General features: G+C 37.9%; 15 protein-coding genes. 14 read left to right on the forward strand and 1 reads right to left on the reverse strand.

Annotated elements, in window-relative coordinates; all coding sequences use genetic code 11:
* The first annotated feature begins 71 nt into the window (after positions 1-71).
* The 4 genes from ACM40_RS13400 (at position 72) to ACM40_RS13415 (ending at position 9,655) form a co-directional block, all read left to right on the forward strand.
* Positions 72-3,470, forward strand: coding sequence for a polysaccharide deacetylase family protein (locus tag ACM40_RS13400; RefSeq protein WP_048503276.1), 3,399 nt, complete (start codon positions 72-74; stop codon positions 3,468-3,470).
* Between the two features lie 77 nt (positions 3,471-3,547).
* Positions 3,548-5,605, forward strand: a complete 2,058-nt coding sequence (locus tag ACM40_RS13405; protein WP_048503277.1) for a M13 family metallopeptidase — start codon at positions 3,548-3,550, stop codon at positions 5,603-5,605.
* Between the two features lie 152 nt (positions 5,606-5,757).
* Positions 5,758-7,326, forward strand: coding sequence for a glycosyl hydrolase family 28-related protein (locus tag ACM40_RS13410; protein ID WP_048503278.1), 1,569 nt, complete (start codon positions 5,758-5,760; stop codon positions 7,324-7,326).
* 229 nt (positions 7,327-7,555) lie between these two features.
* On the forward strand, positions 7,556-9,655 hold the full coding sequence (locus ACM40_RS13415) for a M13 family metallopeptidase (protein ID WP_048503279.1): 2,100 nt from the start codon (positions 7,556-7,558) through the stop codon (positions 9,653-9,655).
* Between the two features lie 64 nt (positions 9,656-9,719).
* On the opposite strand, the gene ACM40_RS13420 is transcribed toward ACM40_RS13415, so the two are convergent.
* Entirely contained in the window at positions 9,720-10,766 is a 1,047-nt protein-coding gene (locus tag ACM40_RS13420) for a hypothetical protein (RefSeq protein ID WP_048503280.1), read from the reverse strand.
* Positions 10,767-11,121: 355 nt separating this feature from the next.
* Between ACM40_RS13420 and ACM40_RS13425 the strand changes: the two genes are divergently transcribed.
* The 10 genes from ACM40_RS13425 (at position 11,122) to ACM40_RS13470 (ending at position 20,153) form a co-directional block, all read left to right on the forward strand.
* Positions 11,122-11,568: a type VI secretion system contractile sheath small subunit gene (locus ACM40_RS13425; protein ID WP_048503755.1), complete on the forward strand. Its 447-nt coding sequence runs from the start codon at positions 11,122-11,124 to the stop codon at positions 11,566-11,568.
* 21 nt (positions 11,569-11,589) lie between these two features.
* Complete coding sequence (locus ACM40_RS13430) at positions 11,590-12,951, forward strand: DUF5458 family protein (protein ID WP_048503281.1); 1,362 nt, start codon at positions 11,590-11,592, stop codon at positions 12,949-12,951.
* A 29-nt stretch (positions 12,952-12,980) separates the two neighbouring features.
* The gene (locus ACM40_RS13435) at positions 12,981-13,490 is read left to right on the forward strand and encodes a hypothetical protein (RefSeq protein WP_048503282.1); all 510 of its coding nucleotides are present in this window, start codon (positions 12,981-12,983) and stop codon (positions 13,488-13,490) included.
* Between the two features lie 203 nt (positions 13,491-13,693).
* Entirely contained in the window at positions 13,694-14,728 is a 1,035-nt protein-coding gene (locus ACM40_RS13440) for an A/G-specific adenine glycosylase (RefSeq protein WP_048503283.1), read from the forward strand.
* 44 nt (positions 14,729-14,772) lie between these two features.
* Positions 14,773-15,330 carry a gliding motility lipoprotein GldD gene (gldD, locus tag ACM40_RS13445; RefSeq protein WP_048503284.1) on the forward strand — a complete coding sequence of 186 codons (558 nt, stop codon included), beginning with the start codon at positions 14,773-14,775 and terminating at the stop codon, positions 15,328-15,330.
* Between the two features lie 28 nt (positions 15,331-15,358).
* Entirely contained in the window at positions 15,359-16,282 is a 924-nt protein-coding gene (locus tag ACM40_RS13450; RefSeq protein WP_048503285.1) for a PfkB family carbohydrate kinase, read from the forward strand.
* 87 nt (positions 16,283-16,369) lie between these two features.
* Positions 16,370-17,734, forward strand: coding sequence for a peptidylprolyl isomerase (locus tag ACM40_RS13455; RefSeq protein WP_048503286.1), 1,365 nt, complete (start codon positions 16,370-16,372; stop codon positions 17,732-17,734).
* Between the two features lie 82 nt (positions 17,735-17,816).
* Positions 17,817-18,314, forward strand: coding sequence for a hypothetical protein (locus ACM40_RS13460; RefSeq protein ID WP_048503287.1), 498 nt, complete (start codon positions 17,817-17,819; stop codon positions 18,312-18,314).
* A 115-nt stretch (positions 18,315-18,429) separates the two neighbouring features.
* Entirely contained in the window at positions 18,430-19,374 is a 945-nt protein-coding gene (locus ACM40_RS13465; protein ID WP_048503756.1) for an NAD(P)H-dependent flavin oxidoreductase, read from the forward strand.
* 11 nt (positions 19,375-19,385) lie between these two features.
* A complete protein-coding gene (locus ACM40_RS13470; protein ID WP_048503288.1) occupies positions 19,386-20,153 on the forward strand; it encodes an alpha/beta fold hydrolase in 768 nt (255 codons plus the stop codon).
* The last annotated feature ends 527 nt before the right edge of the window (positions 20,154-20,680 follow it).

Raw genomic sequence — 20,680 nt, forward strand, 5'->3', positions numbered from 1 at the left:
TTTAATTTTATTTTAATTAAAATTGAAGCCCTTTTTCACGCTTTTTGAAATCCCTAGATAAATTTCATAACGTGGAAGATTCAAAACAGATTTTTCAGACTGATAATAAAAAACGCTGGAGAAGCGTACAATGGGGCAGCCGCATTTTTATTTTCGTTGCAGTATTGCTTATTCTTGCTTTAGGGTTGATGATGAAGCTCGACAAAAGCCCGAAAATACCTTTCAAAGAAGATTATAAAGCAGTAATGACGGCCAGTAAGCCTTATCTGCAGGAAAATAAAATTTCCAAAGAATACAAAGGTTTCAGAAGCTTTATTTCTGAAAAAACAATGCATACCAATCTGGCTAAAATCCACCAGGCAAGAGTTGAAAGACTAAAAAATCAGAATAAAAGCTGGTCCCAGTTTCCGGGCGGCATCCGTTCGGCATTCTACGTAGCCTGGGACCCGCAGTCGCTGATGTCCCTGAAAAGGAATATCAGGCATATTAATCTCGTTTTTCCCGAATGGTTCTTCCTTGATCCTAAATCTGGAGATCTGAAAACCAATGTAGATCCTGAAGGCTATAAAATTATCAAAAGAACAGGAGTGGCAGCGATGCCTATTTTAAGCAACAATTCTGACAGGGAATTCCGTTCCGAAGGACTTGGAAAAGTATTGAAAGATCCGGAGAAAAGAACCGGACTTATCCGGAAACTTGTGCAGCAATGTCAGAAATTTCATTTCAAGGGGATCAATATTGACTTTGAAGATATGAACCTGGATTCTGACGAATACCTTATTGCCTTTATGAAAGAGCTTTCAGAAACTTTCAAGCAGAATAAGCTATTGGTTACGATGGATATCATGACGGATAATGATGACTACAATATCCGGAAACTGAATCCTTATGTAGATTACTTCATCCTGATGGCGTATGATGAATATGCAGAGGACAGCGATGCCGGGCCGGTCTCTTCACAAAAATGGATAGAAGCCCAAACGGAAAAAATCCTCAAGGAAACCTCTCCGGAAAAAATAATCCTTGGTTTGGGAGCGTATGGCTATGACTGGAGTACCAACAAGGAAGACAATACATCCGTTACCTATATGCAGGCCATCACAAAAGCCAGCGCGAGCAAAGCTGCGATTAACTTTGATGATAATACATTCAATTTAAATTATTCCTACACGGATTCTAAAAACAATACCCACACTGTATTTTTCAACGATGCCGCCTCTATATTCAATACCATGCGTTTTTCCTCCGAATATCCGCTGGCGGGAACTGCACTCTGGAGACTGGGCAGTGAAGACAGCCGGATCTGGAATTTTTATGATAAAAATCTTACCTCTGCTGGTATGTCTAAGCTTAATCTGAAAGAACTGGAAAATGTAAAAGGTCAGACGATGGTAGATTACATCGGCGATGGAGAAGTGCTGGATGTTCTGAATACCCCTCATGACGGAAAAATAGCTTTGGAAATCGATGCCAAAGAAAAAATAATCACAGATGAGAACTACATCACCTATCCAAGCTCTTATGAAGTGAAAAAATACGGAGAAGCACCACAGAAAGAACTGGTGCTGACTTTTGACGACGGTCCGGACGAGACCTACACCCCGCAAATTTTAGATGTACTGTCAAAATACCATGTTCCGGCTGCATTTTTTCTCGTAGGACTCAATGCTGAAAGAAACCTTCCCTTAGTTAAACGCATTTACCGCGAAGGTCACGAAATAGGAAACCATACGTTCACTCATGAAAACGTAGCAAAAGTAAGCCCGGAAAGAGCATTGCTGGAATTGAAACTTACAAGACTGCTTATAGAATGTGTAACAGGTCACAGTACTATTCTGTTCAGGGCGCCTTATAATGCGGATTCCGAACCTACCACTTCCGAGGAAATTATTCCTGTAGCATTGGCAAGACAGCAAAACTACCTTGATATCGGAGAAAATATTGACCCTGAAGACTGGCAGCCCGGCATCAAAGCAGATGAGATCATAAAACGGGTGATGGCAGGGATCAAACAGCAGCGGGGAAATATTATCCTTCTGCATGATGCGGGCGGAGATACCAGAGAAGAAACCGTAAAGGCTCTCAAAACCTTAATTCCGACACTTCAGAAACAAGGCTATCATTTTACGAACCTTGCCAGTATTTTACACAAGAGTAAAAATGTGCTGATGCCGGAAGTTCCTAAAACAAGATCTTATTATATCATGCAGCTCAATCTGATCCTCGCTACGGTAATCTATGGAATAAGTCATTTTCTGGTGGCTCTTTTCACCATTTTTATCGGCTTAGGTCTGATAAGATTGATCTTGATGATGTATTGGGCTTTTAAAGAAAGAAAAAAAGAAAAATTGCTGGGCGATTTTCCTGTTTTGGAAACTTATCCGAAAGTATCCATCATTGTACCTGCCTATAATGAAGAAGTGAATATTGTTTCTTCTCTGAATAATTTATTAAAACAAACCTATCCCAACTTCGACATCATCATGGTGGATGACGGAAGTAAGGATTCAACCTACCAGAAAGCAAAAGAAGCATTCCCCGACCATCCGGAACTGAAAATCTTCACGAAACCGAACGGCGGAAAAGCCACAGCACTGAATTTTGGAATTTCCCAGACTGATGCGGAATATGTGGTTTGTATTGATGCAGACACCAAACTTCAGTATAATGCAGTAAAATATCTGATTGCCCGATTTTTAAATTCAGATCCTGCTGAAAAGATCGCTGCAGTGGCAGGGAATGTAAAAGTAGGAAACACAGTGAACTGGCTCACCAGATGGCAGTCGATAGAATATACTACAAGCCAGAATTTTGACAGGTTGGCCTATGCCTACATCAATGCAGTAACAGTAATTCCCGGTGCGATCGGGGCATTCAAAAAATCCGTGATCATTGAAGCAGGCGGATATTCTACCGATACCCTGGCAGAAGACTGTGATATTACGGTGAAAATTTTAAGAGCTGGATATACGGTTGCCAACGAAAACAGAGCGGTTGCCGTAACCGAAGCCCCTGAAAGTGTGCAACAGTTTTTAAAACAACGTTTCCGCTGGACCTACGGGATTATGCAGATGTTCTGGAAACAGCGCCAGACATTTCTCAATCCTAAATATAAAGGACTCGGGCTTTGGGCAATGCCGAATATATTACTGTTTCAATATATTATTCCGTTCTTTTCACCTCTGGCAGATCTGATCATGTTCTTTGGAATTTTATCCGGAAATGGTGGAAAAATATTCACCTATTATCTGATTTTCCTTTTGGTAGATGCATCTTTGGCTTTGGCCGCTTTCATTATGCAGCGGGAGAAATTATCTAATCTGTTGTATGTTATTCCGCAGAGATTCGGATATAGATGGCTGATGTATATTGTATTATTCAGAAGTCTGAGAAAAGCATTGAAAGGGGAAATGCAGTCCTGGGGATTTTTAAAAAGAACAGGAAATGTAAAAGAGATAGCAGCTTCCTGAGATTTGTTTAAATTTGTTATTGATAAAAAGTAACAAATGATAAAAACAACAGACTTATTATAAAATTTGCTATCATAATGAAAAAACTAACACTTTCTTTGTTTTTATTAGCCGGAGTTTGTGCACTAAACACAGTGAACGGGCAGGCAAAAACTGTAAAAACAATCGCTAACGGTACAGATAACGGTCTGGACCTTAGTCTTATGGATACTTCTGTACGTCCGCAGGATGATTTTTACAACTACGTAAGCGGAACGTGGATGAAAACAGCCAAAATTCCGTCTGATAAGCCAACCTGGGGAAGCTTCAACAAACTGGCTGAAGATACGGATAACAACTCAATGACTATTCTGAACTCCCTTCTGAAAGATAAATTTGCAGACGGAAGTGAAGGTAAAAAAATCCAGGATCTGTATGCTACTTACATGAACATGCAGAAAAGAAATGCAGACGGAATTAAACCTATTCAGGAAAACCTGAATAAAATTGATGCCATCAAAAACATGGCTGACCTTCAGAATTACCTGACTTCTGTAACTAAAGACGGAGAAAATACGCTTTACGGATGGGGTGTAGATGCAGATCTTAAAGACTCTAAAATGAATGCGGTTTATTTAGGAAATGCTTCACTGGGATTAGGAAGAGATTACTATCAGAAAGTAAACGAAAAAAATACGGAAGCTATCGCTGAATACCAAAAGTATGTGGCTTCCATGCTTAAAGAATTAGGTTATAAAAATGCTGATGCCTCTGCCAAAGGAATCGTTGATTTCGAGAAAAGCATTGCAAAGACTTATCTTACCAACGAGCAGAGCCGTGACAATACTTTACAGTACAACCCAAGAACAATGGCTGAACTTTCAACATTGGTAAAAGGCGTTGATATCCCTGCTTACCTGAAAAAAGTAGGCGTAAGTACGGATAAGGTAATCATCGGGGAAATCGGGTATTACAAAGATTTTGATAAACTGGTTAACGCTCAGAACCTTTCTGTGATCAAGGATTATTTAAAATTCCACATGATCCACGGAAGCGCTTCTTATTTAAGTGAGAAATTAGGTGACATGAGATTTAATTTCTATGGTAAATACTTAAGAGGCCAGCAGGAGCAGAGAGCATTGAACAAGAGAGGGTTTGAGCTTATCAACGGTACTCTTGGTGAAGCTTTCGGAAAATTATATGTTGAAAAATATTTCCCTGCTGAAGCAAAAGCTCAGATGGTGGAGCTGATCGATTATTTAAAGAAAAGCTTTGCGGTTCACATCAACAATTTAGCTTGGATGTCTTCCACAACGAAGGAAAAAGCAATGCAGAAATTGAATAAATTCACTGTAAAAGTAGCTTACCCGGACAAATGGAAAGATTATTCAAAGTTGGATATTGTTCCTGAATCTAAAGGAGGAACATTATATTCAAACCTTCAGAACATTACACAATGGCAGTATAACAAAGATCTTGCAAAAATTGGCAAAGCTGTTGATAAGTCAGAATGGGGTATGACGCCGCAAACGGTAAATGCATACTACAATCCGGTAAACAACGAGATCGTATTCCCTGCTGCAATCCTTCAGCCGCCTTTCTTTAATCCTAAAGCTGATGCTGCCGTTAATTTCGGAGGAATCGGTGCTGTTATCGGTCACGAGATGAGCCACGGATTTGATGATTCAGGAGCTCAGTTTGATGCAGACGGAAACCTAGTAGACTGGTGGACACCGGAAGACAAAGCCAACTTCGAGAAAGCAACAAAAGCCCTTGCTGCCCAGTACGACAAATACGAGCCGGTAAAAGGAACTTTCGTAAACGGAACTTTCACAAACGGTGAAAATATTGCCGACTTAGGTGGAGTAAATATCGCTTACGATGCCCTTCAGATGTACTTAAAAGATAAAGGTAATCCAGGGAAGATCAGCGGATTCTCCCAGGATCAGAGATTCTTCCTAAGCTGGGCGACCGTTTGGAGAACCTTATCCAGCGAAAAATATATGGTAAACCAGGTGAAAACTGACCCGCACTCTCCGGGATATTTCAGAAGCTTCGGTCCACTCATCAATGTGGATGCTTTTTACAAAGCGTTTGATGTAAAACAGGGAGACAAATTATACAAAACTCCTCAGGACAGAATCAAAATCTGGTAATCATTACCAAGAAATAACAAAACCGTTCAGCAATGAGCGGTTTTTTTGTTTATAATGCGTCATCTTTTGTCGTGTTCTACTGATATATTTGGTTTAGAAATAAATCTTGCAAGTGTAGTATTTCTTTTTATTAACATCAAATTTCACAAAAAATGAACACAATTGAACTTAATGACCCTTACGTGGGTGAATGGATAACCTTTATAGAAACAGATAAAACCTATAACAATACTAATATCACGGATGCGGATTGTGATAATATTCTTTACAAAAAGGTAGGGAATGTTTATTACAGGAGAGTTTTGGAAGACAGCAGGGTAGATATCAGATGGTTTGGAGCACTACCTGATGGTGTTACAGATTGCTCAGATGCAATTCAGCAGGCTATCATTTCGGCAGATAAGTATAAATTATCGGTAACAGCCGGAAAAGGAACTTATGTTATTTCAAAGAAAATATATATTCCGCAGAATCATGATTTCGGGATGTTTTCTAAAACATATGATTTTAATGAATCTATATTCTTACTGCATACAGATACAACAGTTTTTGAATCGGGATACTACGATGCTAATGGAAATTTAGTAAGTGCAATAGGAACTGATCCTGATTATAAATATTCATTAGGAATTAAATTTGGAAATTTTTCACTTTCAACCAGTTTAAATAATATTACTTCTCCTGCGCTTGTCTTTAAAGACTGGCATCAGGGTTGTGAAATATCTAATATCTCTTCATTTAAATTTTCAACTTTATTAAAGTCAGTCAATAATTATTATACAGTATTTAATGATTTGAGGACAAGTCATGAGAATAATGCCAGATTGGGAGAAAGATTTATCTTTTCTGGGGAGATGAATTTAAACGTTTTTCGTGCATTAGTGGCGGCAAACTCGTTAGTTGGCTACAAGTTTGATGGCCCCTTAAGAGCTTGTCATTTTGATGCTGTTTCTGTAGAAGGAGTTACTACAGGAATGCAGTTTAATTCTGAAATCAATGATTGCTCAGTCGTTAATTCCTATATAGAAAATTTTGATTTAGCTTTTGAATTTAATAGCTACATTGATAGCTTTACATTAGATAATAACTATCTTAATTTTGTAAATGATCCTTCACGCAGACTCATAAAATATACAGGACTGCCATTAAATAATATTCATCTTCTTTCCACCAATAATATGGTTGGTATTACAAACTATGGACAATTATTTGTAAGCACAGAAAATGATTACGGATATGGTATGGAAATGAGTTTCAACCCTATTCAAAGCGGTTCTATCAATGATCTTCTTACCGATGACTTCGGGGCTAATTTTAATATTAATTGGAAAGCAAAATTCCCTACCTACTTAGCCAACATTCAAAATGCGAAAGGGTTGATTCCCGGAAATTATTCAGGTCAATATACCCGTGGTTATGATGGACCTTCAGGTTTTGAAGCTGATTCTACAATATCCAATCTTGTGCACCTTAAAACTAAAATTAAAAACACCTGGACACAACTTGTGTATGTAAATATAAAAATTGAAACTACTTCCGGAACAAAAACATTCAGAGGTTTCTTTGTGGGGAATTCATTTTATGAATTTACAACTTCCGGAATTGCTGCTTCCGGAGTTTTAGAATCTGTAGTAAATCCTGATGGTACGATTGATGTAAAAAGAACAGGTTATGAAAGTGAAAATATCATAGGTATTACCGGCGAAATACGCTTAATTTAATAAAATACAACTCAGGATAGCAATACAGAATTATTTTAAATACCCTGGTTATCCTGAGTTGTTTAAACACTTTTATTATTGCACACACCTTAAACTTACAAACCCGGAACCCTAAACTAGAAACCCCTCCCAAACCACCAACCTTTCATCATTTATCAATTATCATTAATCACTTATCATTAAAGTTTGTATATTTGGTAAGTTTGTGTTAAATCAAAAATTATCTTTAATGAAAAAGCTAAATATTGGAGTACTTGCCCTTTCAGGTATTGTATTTTTAAATTCATGCGGAACGGCTAAGACTGCCGGTACAGAAACTAAAACTGAAACTACAGTTGCCGTTACAGAACCAGTAAAAAAAGAAGAAGTGAAAGAAGAAGGAATCAATTTATCTTATATGGATAAGAGCGTTCGCCCGCAGGATGACTTTTTTAGCTATGTGAACGGAAATTGGGTAAAAACCACTCAGATCCCTTCAGATAAAGCGAGTTGGGGTTCTTTCAATGCTTTGAGAGAAAATGTGGATGATGCTTCCCTGGATATCCTGAACAAAATTTTATCAGAAAGCTATCCCGAAGGATCAGAAGGACAGAAAATTCAGAATCTGTATGCATCTTTCATGGATGTAAATAAAAGAAATGCTGAAGGACTTTCTCCGATTAAAGGAGATCTGGCAAAAATTGATGCCATTAAAAACCTTAATGATCTTCAAAAGTATCTTCTTGAAGCCACAAAATTAGGCGATAACTCATTCTACGGATGGAGAGTAGGAGCAGACATGAAGAATTCCAAAATGAATGCCGTATATCTTGGCGGCCCGGACCTGGGATTGGGAAGAGATTATTATCAAAAAGTAAATGAAGCCAATACCAAAACTTTGGCGGAATACCAAACCTATGTAGGCAAGCTATTTGGTGTTTTAGGGTATAAAAATTCTGAGGCCGCCGCAAAAAATGTGGTTGATTTTGAAAAACAGCTGGCCAATTATCTATTGACATTAGAGCAGAACAGAGACGCCAATTTAAGATATAACCCGAAAAATGTATCTGAATTATCAGGAGTTGTTAAAAATATCAATCTGGCAAAATACCTGTCGGATGCGGGAGTCAATACAGATAAAGTGATCATTGGTGAACTGAAATATTACCAGAACATGGACCAATTTTTGACACAGAACAATCTTCCGCTGCTAAAAGACTACCTGAAATATCACCTGATTAACGGGAACGCCAGCAATCTTGATGATAAGCTGGAACAGATCAGATTCGATTTCTATTCAAAATACCTTCAGGGCCAGAAAGAGCAGCGTCCGATGGATAAAAGAGGTCTTTCTCTTGTCAACGGAGTTCTTGGCGAAGCTTTCGGGAAATTATATGTTGAAAAATATTTCACTCCTGAAGCAAAAGCCCAGATGGAAACCTATATCGATTACCTTTTAAGATCGTTCAAGCAGCATATCAATGATATCGACTGGATGTCTCCTGCCACAAAGGTAAAAGCTCAGGAAAAACTTTCTAAATTTACGGTAAAGATCGCTTATCCGGACAAATGGAAAGATTATTCCCAGCTAAAAGTAGAATCTCCGAAACAGGGGGCTACATTATATTCTAACCTTCAGAATGTATCGGCATGGCAGTACCAGAGAAGCCTTGACAAAGTAGGAAAACCGGTGGACAAAACAGAATGGGGAATGTCTCCTCAAACTGTAAACGCTTACTACAGCGGATCAAACAACGAAATCGTTTTCCCAGCAGCTATTCTTCAGCCACCTTTCTACAATCCTAAAGCTGATGCAGCGGTCAACTTCGGGGGAATCGGAGCGGTAATAGGCCACGAGATTTCTCACGGATTTGATGACAGCGGTTCACGTTTTGACGGTGACGGAAACCTTAACAACTGGTGGACGGATGAAGACCGTAAGAACTTTGATGCGAAAGTAGGTCAGCTTGCTGCCCAGTACAGTGCTTACGAACCGGTAAAAGGAAGCTTTGTGAACGGTAAATTTACAAGCGGTGAAAACATTGGTGACCTTGGTGGAGTAGCAGTAGCTTATGATGCCCTTCAGATGTATCTGAAAGACAAAGGAAACCCTGGAAAAATCAGTGGATTTACTCAGGATCAGAGATTCTTTATGAGCTGGGCAACAGTGTGGAGAACAAAATCTACAGACCAGTATATGATCAACCAGGTGAAAACAGATCCGCATTCTCCGGGAGAATTCAGGGCATTTGGTCCTCTGGTGAATCAGGATGCATTCAACAAAGCATTTGATATAAAACCTGGAGACAAAATGTACAAAGCTCCTCAGGACAGAATAAAAATCTGGTAGAACAACCGAAAATTGTTAGAAAAGAAAGAATCCATCCCCATTAAATGTGGGATGGATTCTCTTTTTAATAGGCTTTCCTGTAATTCCGGATTACAAAATTTATTCCGGTCTCAATAATGTCTCCCATTGTTTTGCAATACTTGAAGTTGACATCGTAGGTAAGCTTTTGTAAAGCTGTTTTCAGCTCGGTAACATTGGCTTCCGGTGCAATATCTTCTTTTTTCATAATAGAAATAAGCTCGTTGAATCTGCTTTTGCTGCTGGTCACTCTTTTTACAATTTGTGAACGTACTTCCTTACGATATTGCTCTATAGAATTAGGTTTCAGTTTTTCCAGTACCATATTAACCATCACGCTGTTTTCCTTGAAATACTGGGGAAGATAAACTTTCAGATTCCCTTCATAGCTTTGCTGATCAAAATCGATAGGACGAATTTTATAAATAACCTGATCGAAATCGTGAATAGGAATAATAACATAATTGTAGGAGCGCATATCACCCAGTAGCCCAATAAGGCAACGTTCATTGAACTTTACAAATTCCTTGGAAATCTGTGCTTTTTCCAATTCTGTACAATTCTGTAAATGATTCTGGATAAAAACATCTCCGGGAATTCCTAAGATATGCTCTTCTATCAGGGTGTTTTTATAAATTAGAAAATTTATACGGTTGGGAGAAAGCAGGTCTTCAATTTCCAGTCCATATATGCGGGAAGCATCGGCTTGTTTAATGTAAAAATTAGTATGATTGTCGTTCAGAATGTTTCTCACCCGGATCCGGAAAGGTTTAGAGTTTCCGAAGGTGCAAAAATCAATCGTATCCACTTTCAGATAAGGTAGAGTAGCCTTATCCCCGTCGGAATGAAGAAGGGTGTAAATCTTATTTAAATTAGCCTCTATTTCTGTAAATTCATGTTCAGAATACAACACACCAAGCCATAAAGTATCCTTGCCGTCCTTATCCAGAATATTTACACTGTCGCTGAATCTCAGCAGGTCCTCATATAAAAACTGGATCTTGGTCGTCCTGTTATGTTTTTCCAGATATTGATTTAATGCTTCGGAAACAGGATATATTGGCTTTCTAAACGCGATATTTACATCTTTCATGACTCTGTTTACTTTGTTTAAATATAAAGAATATTTTTCCTCGCATCGGGGGAATTCTTATTTTTAACATGAGTCTGATGCTTTTTATAAAATGCAAAGCATATAAAGATTTTATTTTATATTCCGATAGCCTGTTTTATTTATTTTTCATAGTTTAGTGATATCGTAAAGTCATGATTTTACGTTATATATAAATTAGGCTAAATTAAATATTTCAAGAAAAATCTTTACAAAATTTTGTATGTTACAGTTTTTTTTTAAATTTAAACATTGGATTGGTAATTTATTCGATTCATCGGTAAATTACTCAAAGACAGATCCGAACCAAAATCAGAAATCTCAAAATAACAATAATATGGCAATGTTTAATTATGGTGTTGGCGGCAACGAGGTAAAAGTAGACGCTAATGAAGCGATTCAGGAAATACAGGAAAACAAATCGCTGATAGTAAGCCAGCTTACAACAGAGGAATCTTATGTTCCTGAAATTGTAACAGGACTAAAAACAGTGGACGACGTCTTCAGACATTTTCAACCATCCGTAGCTGTACAGCACGAAACGGAAGAAGGAAGTATAGTGGAAGAGGAATTCCGTTTTCAGAACCTTGCAGACTTCACACCTAAAAATCTTACTCAGAAATCAGACTATTTACAGCAGCTTAGCATGGAACAGGAGCAGTACAACAAGATTGTGCGCCAGCTGAAAACTAATAAGATTCTGCGTAATATGCTTGAGAATGAACAGACCAGAGCTGCATTCATCGAAGTACTGAAAGATGTGGCACAAGAACTTGAAAAATAATTATTTACACTAAATCAAATCATGGATAGCAAATTACAGGCACAAGAAAGCCAGCAGCAGGGTCAGCAGCAACATTCAGGGCAGCCGAAGGGCAACCCGCTTGCAGAGCTTAATAAAATAGGAGGTTTTGGCTTTGTTGAATCCGTTGTAGACGGTATCGCCAATATGAACCCAACGAGAAAAGCCAGGAAAGAAATTTTCCTGAACGACCATAATAAAGCAGACGAAAGAAAAGAGCTTCTTCAAAAAATAAACCTTTGGGTAAGCCTTTTGGAAGGAAACGAATCTGCAGATAAAATGGCAGATACCTGCAAGGCCAAAGCACAGGCCGCAGACCAGAATTTAAAGACCAATTTAAAAAATACACTCGACGCGGTGCGTTTGTTGGAAACCAACTACAGAACGGTAGCCCAATTCTACAAAAATACAGAACTGGATAAAGTGGATAACGTAAGCATCGTTAATGCAAGCCTTGAACAGGTTTCAGATCTTGATAATCCTTTGTTCATCGATGCTATTTCAGAAGAATTCAAAAACTATTACGACCGTCTGGATCTTAGAGATAACTATTCTATCCTGGCCATACCAGGTTATTTAGGCTCAAATAAAGTCATTGAAAAATGGGCAAAAATCTGTAACGAGAACAAAGTAATGATGGTGACCGACTTTGCCAACCTTGACAAGCCGGATGACGTAGTAGATTTATTCCACTCTGCCAACCTTACCGGAGGCGAGCTTCACAGAAGTAACGTTATTATGACGTGTAACTGGCTGGTAGGAAGAGGAAGAGCAGAAGAAGTAGGAGAAGAGGAAAACGTAGAGCTTCCACCTTCCACTTCATTAGCCGGAAAAATCCACAAAACATTAATGTCTCAGGTAGCTGCAGGTAAAAAACATGGTAACATCAACGAAGTAGATGCTGTAAAATTTGAACTGAAGAAAAGCGAAATTTCTCAGCTGGAAAAAATGGGCCTTGTTCCGATGGTTAACGAATATGGGAAGATCATGGCATTCTCTGCCAAAACATTGTTCACAGGAGATAATATCGGTCTTCAGACCTATTCTGTAGTTCGTGTATTCGACTATGTGACTAAAGTGTTACTGGACTTCCTGAACAGAAGAGCTTTCGAAAACTGGAATGCCAAGAATGAAGACGATTTGAGAAGACAGATCGTAACATTCCTCGACAATATCAAAGGACCGGATAAACTGATTGAAAAGTTCAAGATTGTTCGTTTCGAGCAGGACAGAGTCAATAAAGACAGAGTATGGCTTGATATCCGTATGACCCCTTATTTCCCTACAAAAAGTTTCGTGATCAAGTTAGACGGACACAAAGGAGATGATGGCAACGAATGGGATGCACAATACACTCAGGAATAATAACAAACCCAATTTAAATAGAAAAACCGATGCATTTTTACATCGGTTTTTTACTGCCAATTCATATGAAAATTAATGTGATCAAAAAAAGTTTAACAGGCTTTTTGCCTCTGTTCATTCTGATGGTATTATCGGGATGTGAAAAAAAATATCAGGCGCCGGATCATTATGCCGTGGATCTTTTTAAAGACGAGCGTCAGCAGGGAACAGCTTACATCATGAATGAAGAAGAATGCTTTGACGGCAGCGAGCTGGTTATCGCAAGTTCTGAGGTGAAACTTGCCGACAGCTCGAAAGGAAGAGGGAAAAACTTCTTTCTTTACAAAGTGAGATCCGGAAAAGTATTAAAAACAATAAGAGATTCCGTTGCAGACTATCCTTTTATGTTCCTTTCAGATCAAAGGCTAAAACTTAAAAACGATTCAATTTACCTTTACCTGAAAAAACTGGAAGGTTTCCGCTTTATCGCACCGGAAAGAAATCTCAAATATCAGTGGCTGAAAGCAGCTCCCGTGTATTCGGTCAAAAAGGATAAATAGTTTTATCTTTGCAGGACGGGAATTTGAAGCTTTACCAACTTTTATAATACAAGTTACAAAAATCTGCTTAGACTCCGCTCAGCATGACAATTTTCAATCATACTGTATAAAGCAGTTAGTATCAGAACTGTCATGCTGAGCATAGTCGAAGCATCTAAAAAGCTCACTTAAATTCCACAATAATTTAAACAGACAATACTTTTTTGGAAAAAGATAATAAAAGTTCAGAATTTCTCCATATCGGAAACAAGCTCCTGAACTGGTACGGGAAAAATGCCAGGGATTTACCTTTCAGACAGACCAAAGACCCTTACAAAATATGGATCTGCGAAATCGTTTTTCAGCAGACAAGAATCAGCCAGGGACTCAGCCATTACAACAATTTTATTAACCGGTTTCCGGATGTAAAAACTCTGGCTGAAGCAGAAGAAAATGAAGTTTTGCTTTACTGGAAAGGACTTGGGTACTATTCCAGAGCGATCAATATCCATAAAGCCTCTCAACAGATCATGAACGATTGTCATGGTGTTTTCCCGGCAGACTATGATGAGATTTTAAAATTAAAAGGAGTAGGGAAGTATACTGCAGCTGCGGTTTCGAGCATTTGTTTCGGTGGCAGAATGCCGGCTGTAGATGGTAATTTTTACAGAGTGTTAAGCCGTATTTTTGCTGATGATTTTGATATTTCCAATTCCAGGGCTTTTTCCTATTTCTCACAGCTGGCGGGATTGATTATGCCTGAAAATGTAGGCGATTTTAATCAGGCAATGATGGATCTTGGCTCCGAGATCTGTAAACCTAAAAATCCTCTTTGCAGTGAATGTCCCATAAATAACGACTGTCTTGCATTTTCCCTGGAAAAAACATCAGATTATCCTGTAAAAACCAAAAAGGTTAAAGCATCGGACCTGTCGCTAAAGTATTATTTTGTACACAGAAACGGGAAGTTCCTGATCAGACAGAGAAAAGATGACTTCATCTGGAAGAAATTATTTGAGTTTCCTACCGCTATTTCCGCAGAGCTTGAACCGTTTATCAAAGGTGTCAAAACAATCACCCATAAACTCACCCATAAAAATCTGACGATTGAAATTTCAAGTGTTGAGGTTGATTCAGAAGCGGTTTGGAACAAATTTACATCCGAAAATCAGTATATCATTACCGACTTTGAAGCATCCCATGAAAAATCCTTTCCCAAGCCGCTGGAAAACTATATCCAAAACTCGCTGAAAGACTGAAATTTGTCTCCCAAAATCTGAAATCTAATTTGTACTTTTGCAAAATGATAAAAAACGTCATTTTTATTTTTGTATCACTGCTTTTAATTTCGTGCGGAAAAGATCATGTTCCGAAACCTTATGGAGAACTCCGTCTCGAGTATCCGGAACCGAAATACCAGAAGTTTGAGAATAACTGTGCCTATACTTTTGAATATTCAGATTTTGCATCTATTTCCGATGCTAAAAAGCCGTGCTGGTATTATATCAATTACCCGAAAATGAAAGCCAAGGTTTTTGTGACCTATTACCCAATACAGAATGACTTTGCAGACCACATCAAAGAAGCTGAGAAAATGGTCTATGAGCATACGATTAAAGCAAGCTCCATCGATACCAAATCATTCGAATATCCGGACAAAAAAGTGTACGGAAACTTCTATGAACTGAAAGGGCAGAGTGCTTCCAATCTTCAGTTTTACATTACAGACAGCACAAAACATTTTGTGACTGCTTATTTATACTTTAACACAAGGCCAAAACCCGACTCTCTGGCCCCGGCAGTGAACTATATCAAAAATGATATGAAACACCTGCTGGACACTTTTGAATGGAAAAAATAATTGACTTTTAAAATACATTGAAAAATATATGAAACTTTTAGTTGTAGGAAGCGTTGCATTTGATGCAATCGAAACACCATTTGGTAAAACGGATAAAATTTTAGGAGGTGCAGCCACTTACATTGGTATTACTTCTTCTATTTTAGGCGTTAAATCTGGTATTGTTTCCGTTGTTGGAGGAGATTTTCCACAGGAGCACCTTGATATGTTCACAGACAGAGACATAAATATTGAAGGAATTGAGATCGTAAAAGAAGGAAAAACATTCTTCTGGTCTGGAAAATACCATAATGATCTGAATACCAGAGATACTTTGGCTACAGAAGTGAATGTTTTAGAGAATTTCGACCCTAAGATTCCGGATTCTATGCAGGATGCGGAAATCCTTCTTCTTGGAAACCTGCACCCGGGTGTTCAGCTGTCCGTATTGGAAAAAATGAATAACCGTCCTAAGCTGGTTATCCTTGATACCATGAACTTCTGGATGGACTCAGCCTGGGATATTCTGATGGATATGATTGCCAAAACAGACGTTATTACCATCAATGATGAAGAGGCGAGACAGCTTTCAGGAGAATATTCTCTGGTAAAAGCAGCTAAAAAGATTCATACCATGGGTCCTGACTATGTAATCATTAAAAAAGGAGAGCATGGTGCTTTACTTTTCCACGACAATAAAGTATTTGCAATCCCGGCACTTCCTCTGGAAGAAGTTTTCGATCCTACCGGAGCAGGAGATACTTTCGCAGGAGGTTTTGCGGCTTATCTTGCTAAAAAAGGCAAGTTTGATTTTGAAACTATGAAGTCTGCACTGATCGTAGGTTCAGCGATGGCTTCCTTTACTGTTGAGAAATTCGGAACAGAAAGAATTGAGGAAGTAAATGAATCTGATGTATTCAGCAGATTGAGACAATTCAAAGAATTAACAACATTCGATGTTGAACTGCAATAAATAAGTCTTTTTAAGAAATATTTATAATAAAAAATTTAGACAAATTCGTTAAGAATTCTAAATTTGCAACTTGTTTAAAATAGTAAAATGACAAATAAACTAAAAATCACTTTTCTTCTTGGGATTTTCATGATGATATTCTCTTCAAACATGAATGCTCAGCTAAAACCGGGAGAATTAGTGGATGGTATTGCTGCTGTTATCGGGGATGAAATTGTTTTGGAATCGGATGTGAATGAGCAGATGAACTATGCCAAACAACAGGGAGCCTCTGAAACAGATAAATGTGACTTCCTTGAAAACCTGATCAGCAATAAGCTTCTTGTTTACGAAGCCAAAAAAGATACATTAATTGATAACCGTTCGGCTGCCATTAAAGAACAGGCCAATGCAAAATACCGTCAGTTACTTTCGCAGTTTCCGGATGAAAAAACGATGCTTGCTGCCTATAAATTCAGAAACGGGTATGAAATGAAAAACGCTATCGAAAAGATAGATGTTGACCAATATTACGGTCAGGCGAAATATCAGCGTATCACTGAAAAGGCAGATGTAACGCCCAATGAGGTTACAGACTTCTACAACCTTTATAAAATGCAGCTTCCTGAGGTAAAGGATGAAATATCTTTAGCACAGATCATGGTGTATCCTAAGCTGACAGAAGCCCACAAAGAAGATCTTATCAACAGATTAAAGAAAATCAAGGCAGATATTGCAGCTGGAGAAACCTTCGAAAGCCAGGCAAGAATCTATTCCGAAGATGAAGGATCTGCTGCCAATGGCGGACTTTACAAAAATATTTTCAAAGGACAGATGGTAAAACCGTTTGAAGCAGCTGCTCTGAACCTTCAGGAAAACGAAATTTCAGATCCTGTTGAATCGGAATTCGGATATCATATTATCCAGCTGATCAAAAAATCAGGGAAAGTATATGATGCGAGACATATTTTATTGAAAGCTACCCCTACGGATGATGAAATAAAAACGGCAAAAGCAAAGTTAGACAGTATCAAAGGTCTTATTATTGCCGGGAAAATAACATTTAAGGATGCTGCCTATAAATTTTCGGATGATAAGAAAACGAAATTCAATGCCGGAATTATTTCCGGAGCAGACGGTTCGGACAAAATTGAGAGAGAAAGCATTCCCGGGACTATTACTTACGAATTGGCAGGTCTGAACAAAGGAGATATTACTGCACCGTTCGAAGATGAAGATAACAAAAGAAAAGTTGTGAAGATGATTAAGGTGGAAGACGTTATTCCAGCCCACCAGATCACTCTGGAAACAGATTATAACAGGATCAAGCAGATGGCGCTCAATAAAAAGCGTAATGAAATGATTGAGAAGTTTGTTAACTCCAAACTCCCAACCACCTTTATATCCATTGACGGACGTTACGATAACTGTAAGTTCAAAGCCAACTGGAAAAAAGAATCCATCAAAAAATAAATACTAAACCTTCAGAATTTCTGAGGGTTTTTTTATATCTAAAATTGAAGAAACTTCTTACTTTTGGTAAAAACAATAAAGAATGGATTATAAATTTTACAGGAGAAATTTTGAGGAAGCAGTAGAGGATATTTTCTTCAAACAATTTGATCATCTGGGTCTGAAATTATCTGTCGAAGAAGTTTTAGAATCCGTTGCATTGAAAATTTATAAACCTGAATGGTCAAATGATTTCGACTCTCAATTAAACTCAAAAAGCAGAATATTTTTTTCGGTTTGGGTAAATGATAAAACCATTAAAGAAGGAAAACTATATTATAATATTCATGCTTTAAAGCTCCGTGAATTGAAAGGCTATAAAATTTCAAGCAGAAATTTCGCTGAAAAATTCAGAACTCAATTTATTGAATATAAGGATGAGTGGGAAAATGTAAGTGTGAATTTTGGTCCGTTGATTTTAATGCAAGGCTGGATCAATTTAAATATTGAAACTATTCAAGAGGATATAATTAATTTGTCTTGGGATTTTTTAAAAATAAGTCCTCTCATTGATGATACTTTGGATATATTTAAAACTTAGTAATCCTTTATTTAAAACGATTTTCACATTTTTTATTCATTAAAAACAGCTGTTTTTAGTATTTTTACGCATGAGCAATTTTATAGATTTTAACTCAGCAAAAAAACTTCATGAAATGCAGACAGGGCAAAATAAAATTACAGAGCTTTTTAACATACAGTATCCTATTATCCAGGCCGGAATGATCTGGCATTCAGGATGGAAGCTGGCTTCGGCGGTTTCCAATTGTGGCGGACTGGGACTGATCGGTGCAGGAAGCATGTATCCCGATATCCTAAGAGAAAATATTCAGAAATGCAAGCAGGCTACAGATAAGCCCTTTGGTGTGAATGTACCCATGCTATATCCTAACCTTGAGGAAATTATTCAGATTATACTTGAGGAAGGAGTAAAGATCGTTTTTACATCTGCCGGAAATCCTAAAACCTATACGGAAACCCTGCAGAAAGAAGGAATAAAAGTAGCCCACGTAGTTTCCTCTACCAAATTTGCGGTAAAATGTGAAGAAGCCGGAGTAGATGCTGTTGTAGCTGAAGGTTTTGAAGCAGGAGGACACAACGGGAGAGATGAGACCACTACTTTTTGCCTGATCCCGAATGTGAAAAAGCATATTTCCAAGCCACTGATCGCTGCCGGAGGAATTGCGCTGGGTTCTCAGATCAAAGCTGCCATGATCCTGGGTGCAGATGGGGTGCAGATCGGTTCCCGTTTCGCTGCTACTATTGAGGCAAGTGCCCACGAAAACTGGAAAAAGAAAATCACAGAACTGAACGAAGGCGATACCCATCTTACTTTAAAAGAGCTGGCGCCAGTAAGGATGGTAAAAAACAAGTTTTTCAATGAACTGGAAGACATTTACCAGTCAGGAAGAAACAAAGAAGCCTTGATTGCCTCACTGGGAAGGGCAAGAGCCAAACGCGGAATGTTTGAAGGAGATATGGAAGATGGCGAGCTGGAAATAGGGCAGGTTTCTGCCTTGATCAATGATATATTACCCGTAGAGGCCGTTTTCAGGAATCTGCTGAAAGAATTTGAAGAAGCCAAAGTACCGTCTTTATAGAATCTGAACAGATGGAAGAAAGACTTATTGAAGTAAGGGATCAGAAAATTTATACAGCCTGCACCCATAAATTCAAAAATAAACCGGTTATTATTTTTCTTCACGATTCCTTAGGCTGTACGCAGCTTTGGAGGGATTTTCCGTTAAAACTGTCCGAAATGGTAAACTGTAATGTTTTAATATATGACAGATCAGGCTATGGAAAATCCGGACCCATGGCTACCTACAAAAGACCGGTCAATTATATGGAACTTGAAGCCGATTTGCTGAATGATTTGCTGGTTAAACTTAATATTGATAATGCCATCTTATTTGGGCACAGCGACGGAGGGACTATTTCCCTTATTACAGCTGCAAAATATCCGGAAAAAATAAAAGCCGTCATCTGTGAAGCAGGGCATATCTTTGTAGAAGACCTTACCTTGAAAGGAATTTATGATGCCATGAATGCTTACAAAACAACCAACCTTGCCGAACGTCTTGCCAAATATCATGGTGACAAAGTGGAAACACTTTTTAGGGCCTGGACGGAAACCTGGACCCGTGAAGACTATAGAAGCTGGAATATTGAATACCTGTTAAAAGATATTCACTGCCCGTTATTATTTATTCAGGGAGAGGCCGACGAATACGGTACACTGGATCAGGCTGATAAAACAGTTTCCCAGGTTGGTGGTATGGCAGAGAAATATATCATTCCCGGAATAGGACATACGCCGCATAAAGAAGCTCTGGAGTTGGTTCTCACTAAAGTATCCGGGTTTTTGGAAAAAATATAGCTGTCCGGAAACAAAATCAGCAGTAACAGAAGCATCTTTATTTCAATAAGGTGCTTTTTTTATGCATTATCATAAACCGTACTTAGTTTATTTATACAATTTGTACACACAATTCTTCAATTCAATAGGGAAATACACATTTTTTAAACCCAGAGCTTTATTTTTCAGGCTGTTTATATATTAACCGTGTACAAGTTTTGACAAAAATATGAAAATCAAAAATTTACTTTTCTAATAAAATTTTAAATCTGTTTTTTCAAAAATATGAACCTTTTTTGATTTCAAAATTCAGTTTTCCGGAACTGTAAATCACTTAGAAAAATTACATATAACACACAAATAAAATCACATTTATGTGATATTTTATTTTCTATTTTTGACTTATCAAACAATGATGCAGGAGATTATAAAAATACATTTGATGAAAAAGAATCCCTCTATCAGGAAATTTTCAAGATTTCCTCCCTTTGTTTTAATTCATGGATAAGTTGTGTTTGAATGAATGGTTCCATTCTGGAGATGTGGCT

It is taken from the genome of Chryseobacterium sp. BLS98 (assembly GCF_001045445.1).
Taxonomy (GTDB): Bacteria; Bacteroidota; Bacteroidia; order Flavobacteriales; family Weeksellaceae; genus Chryseobacterium.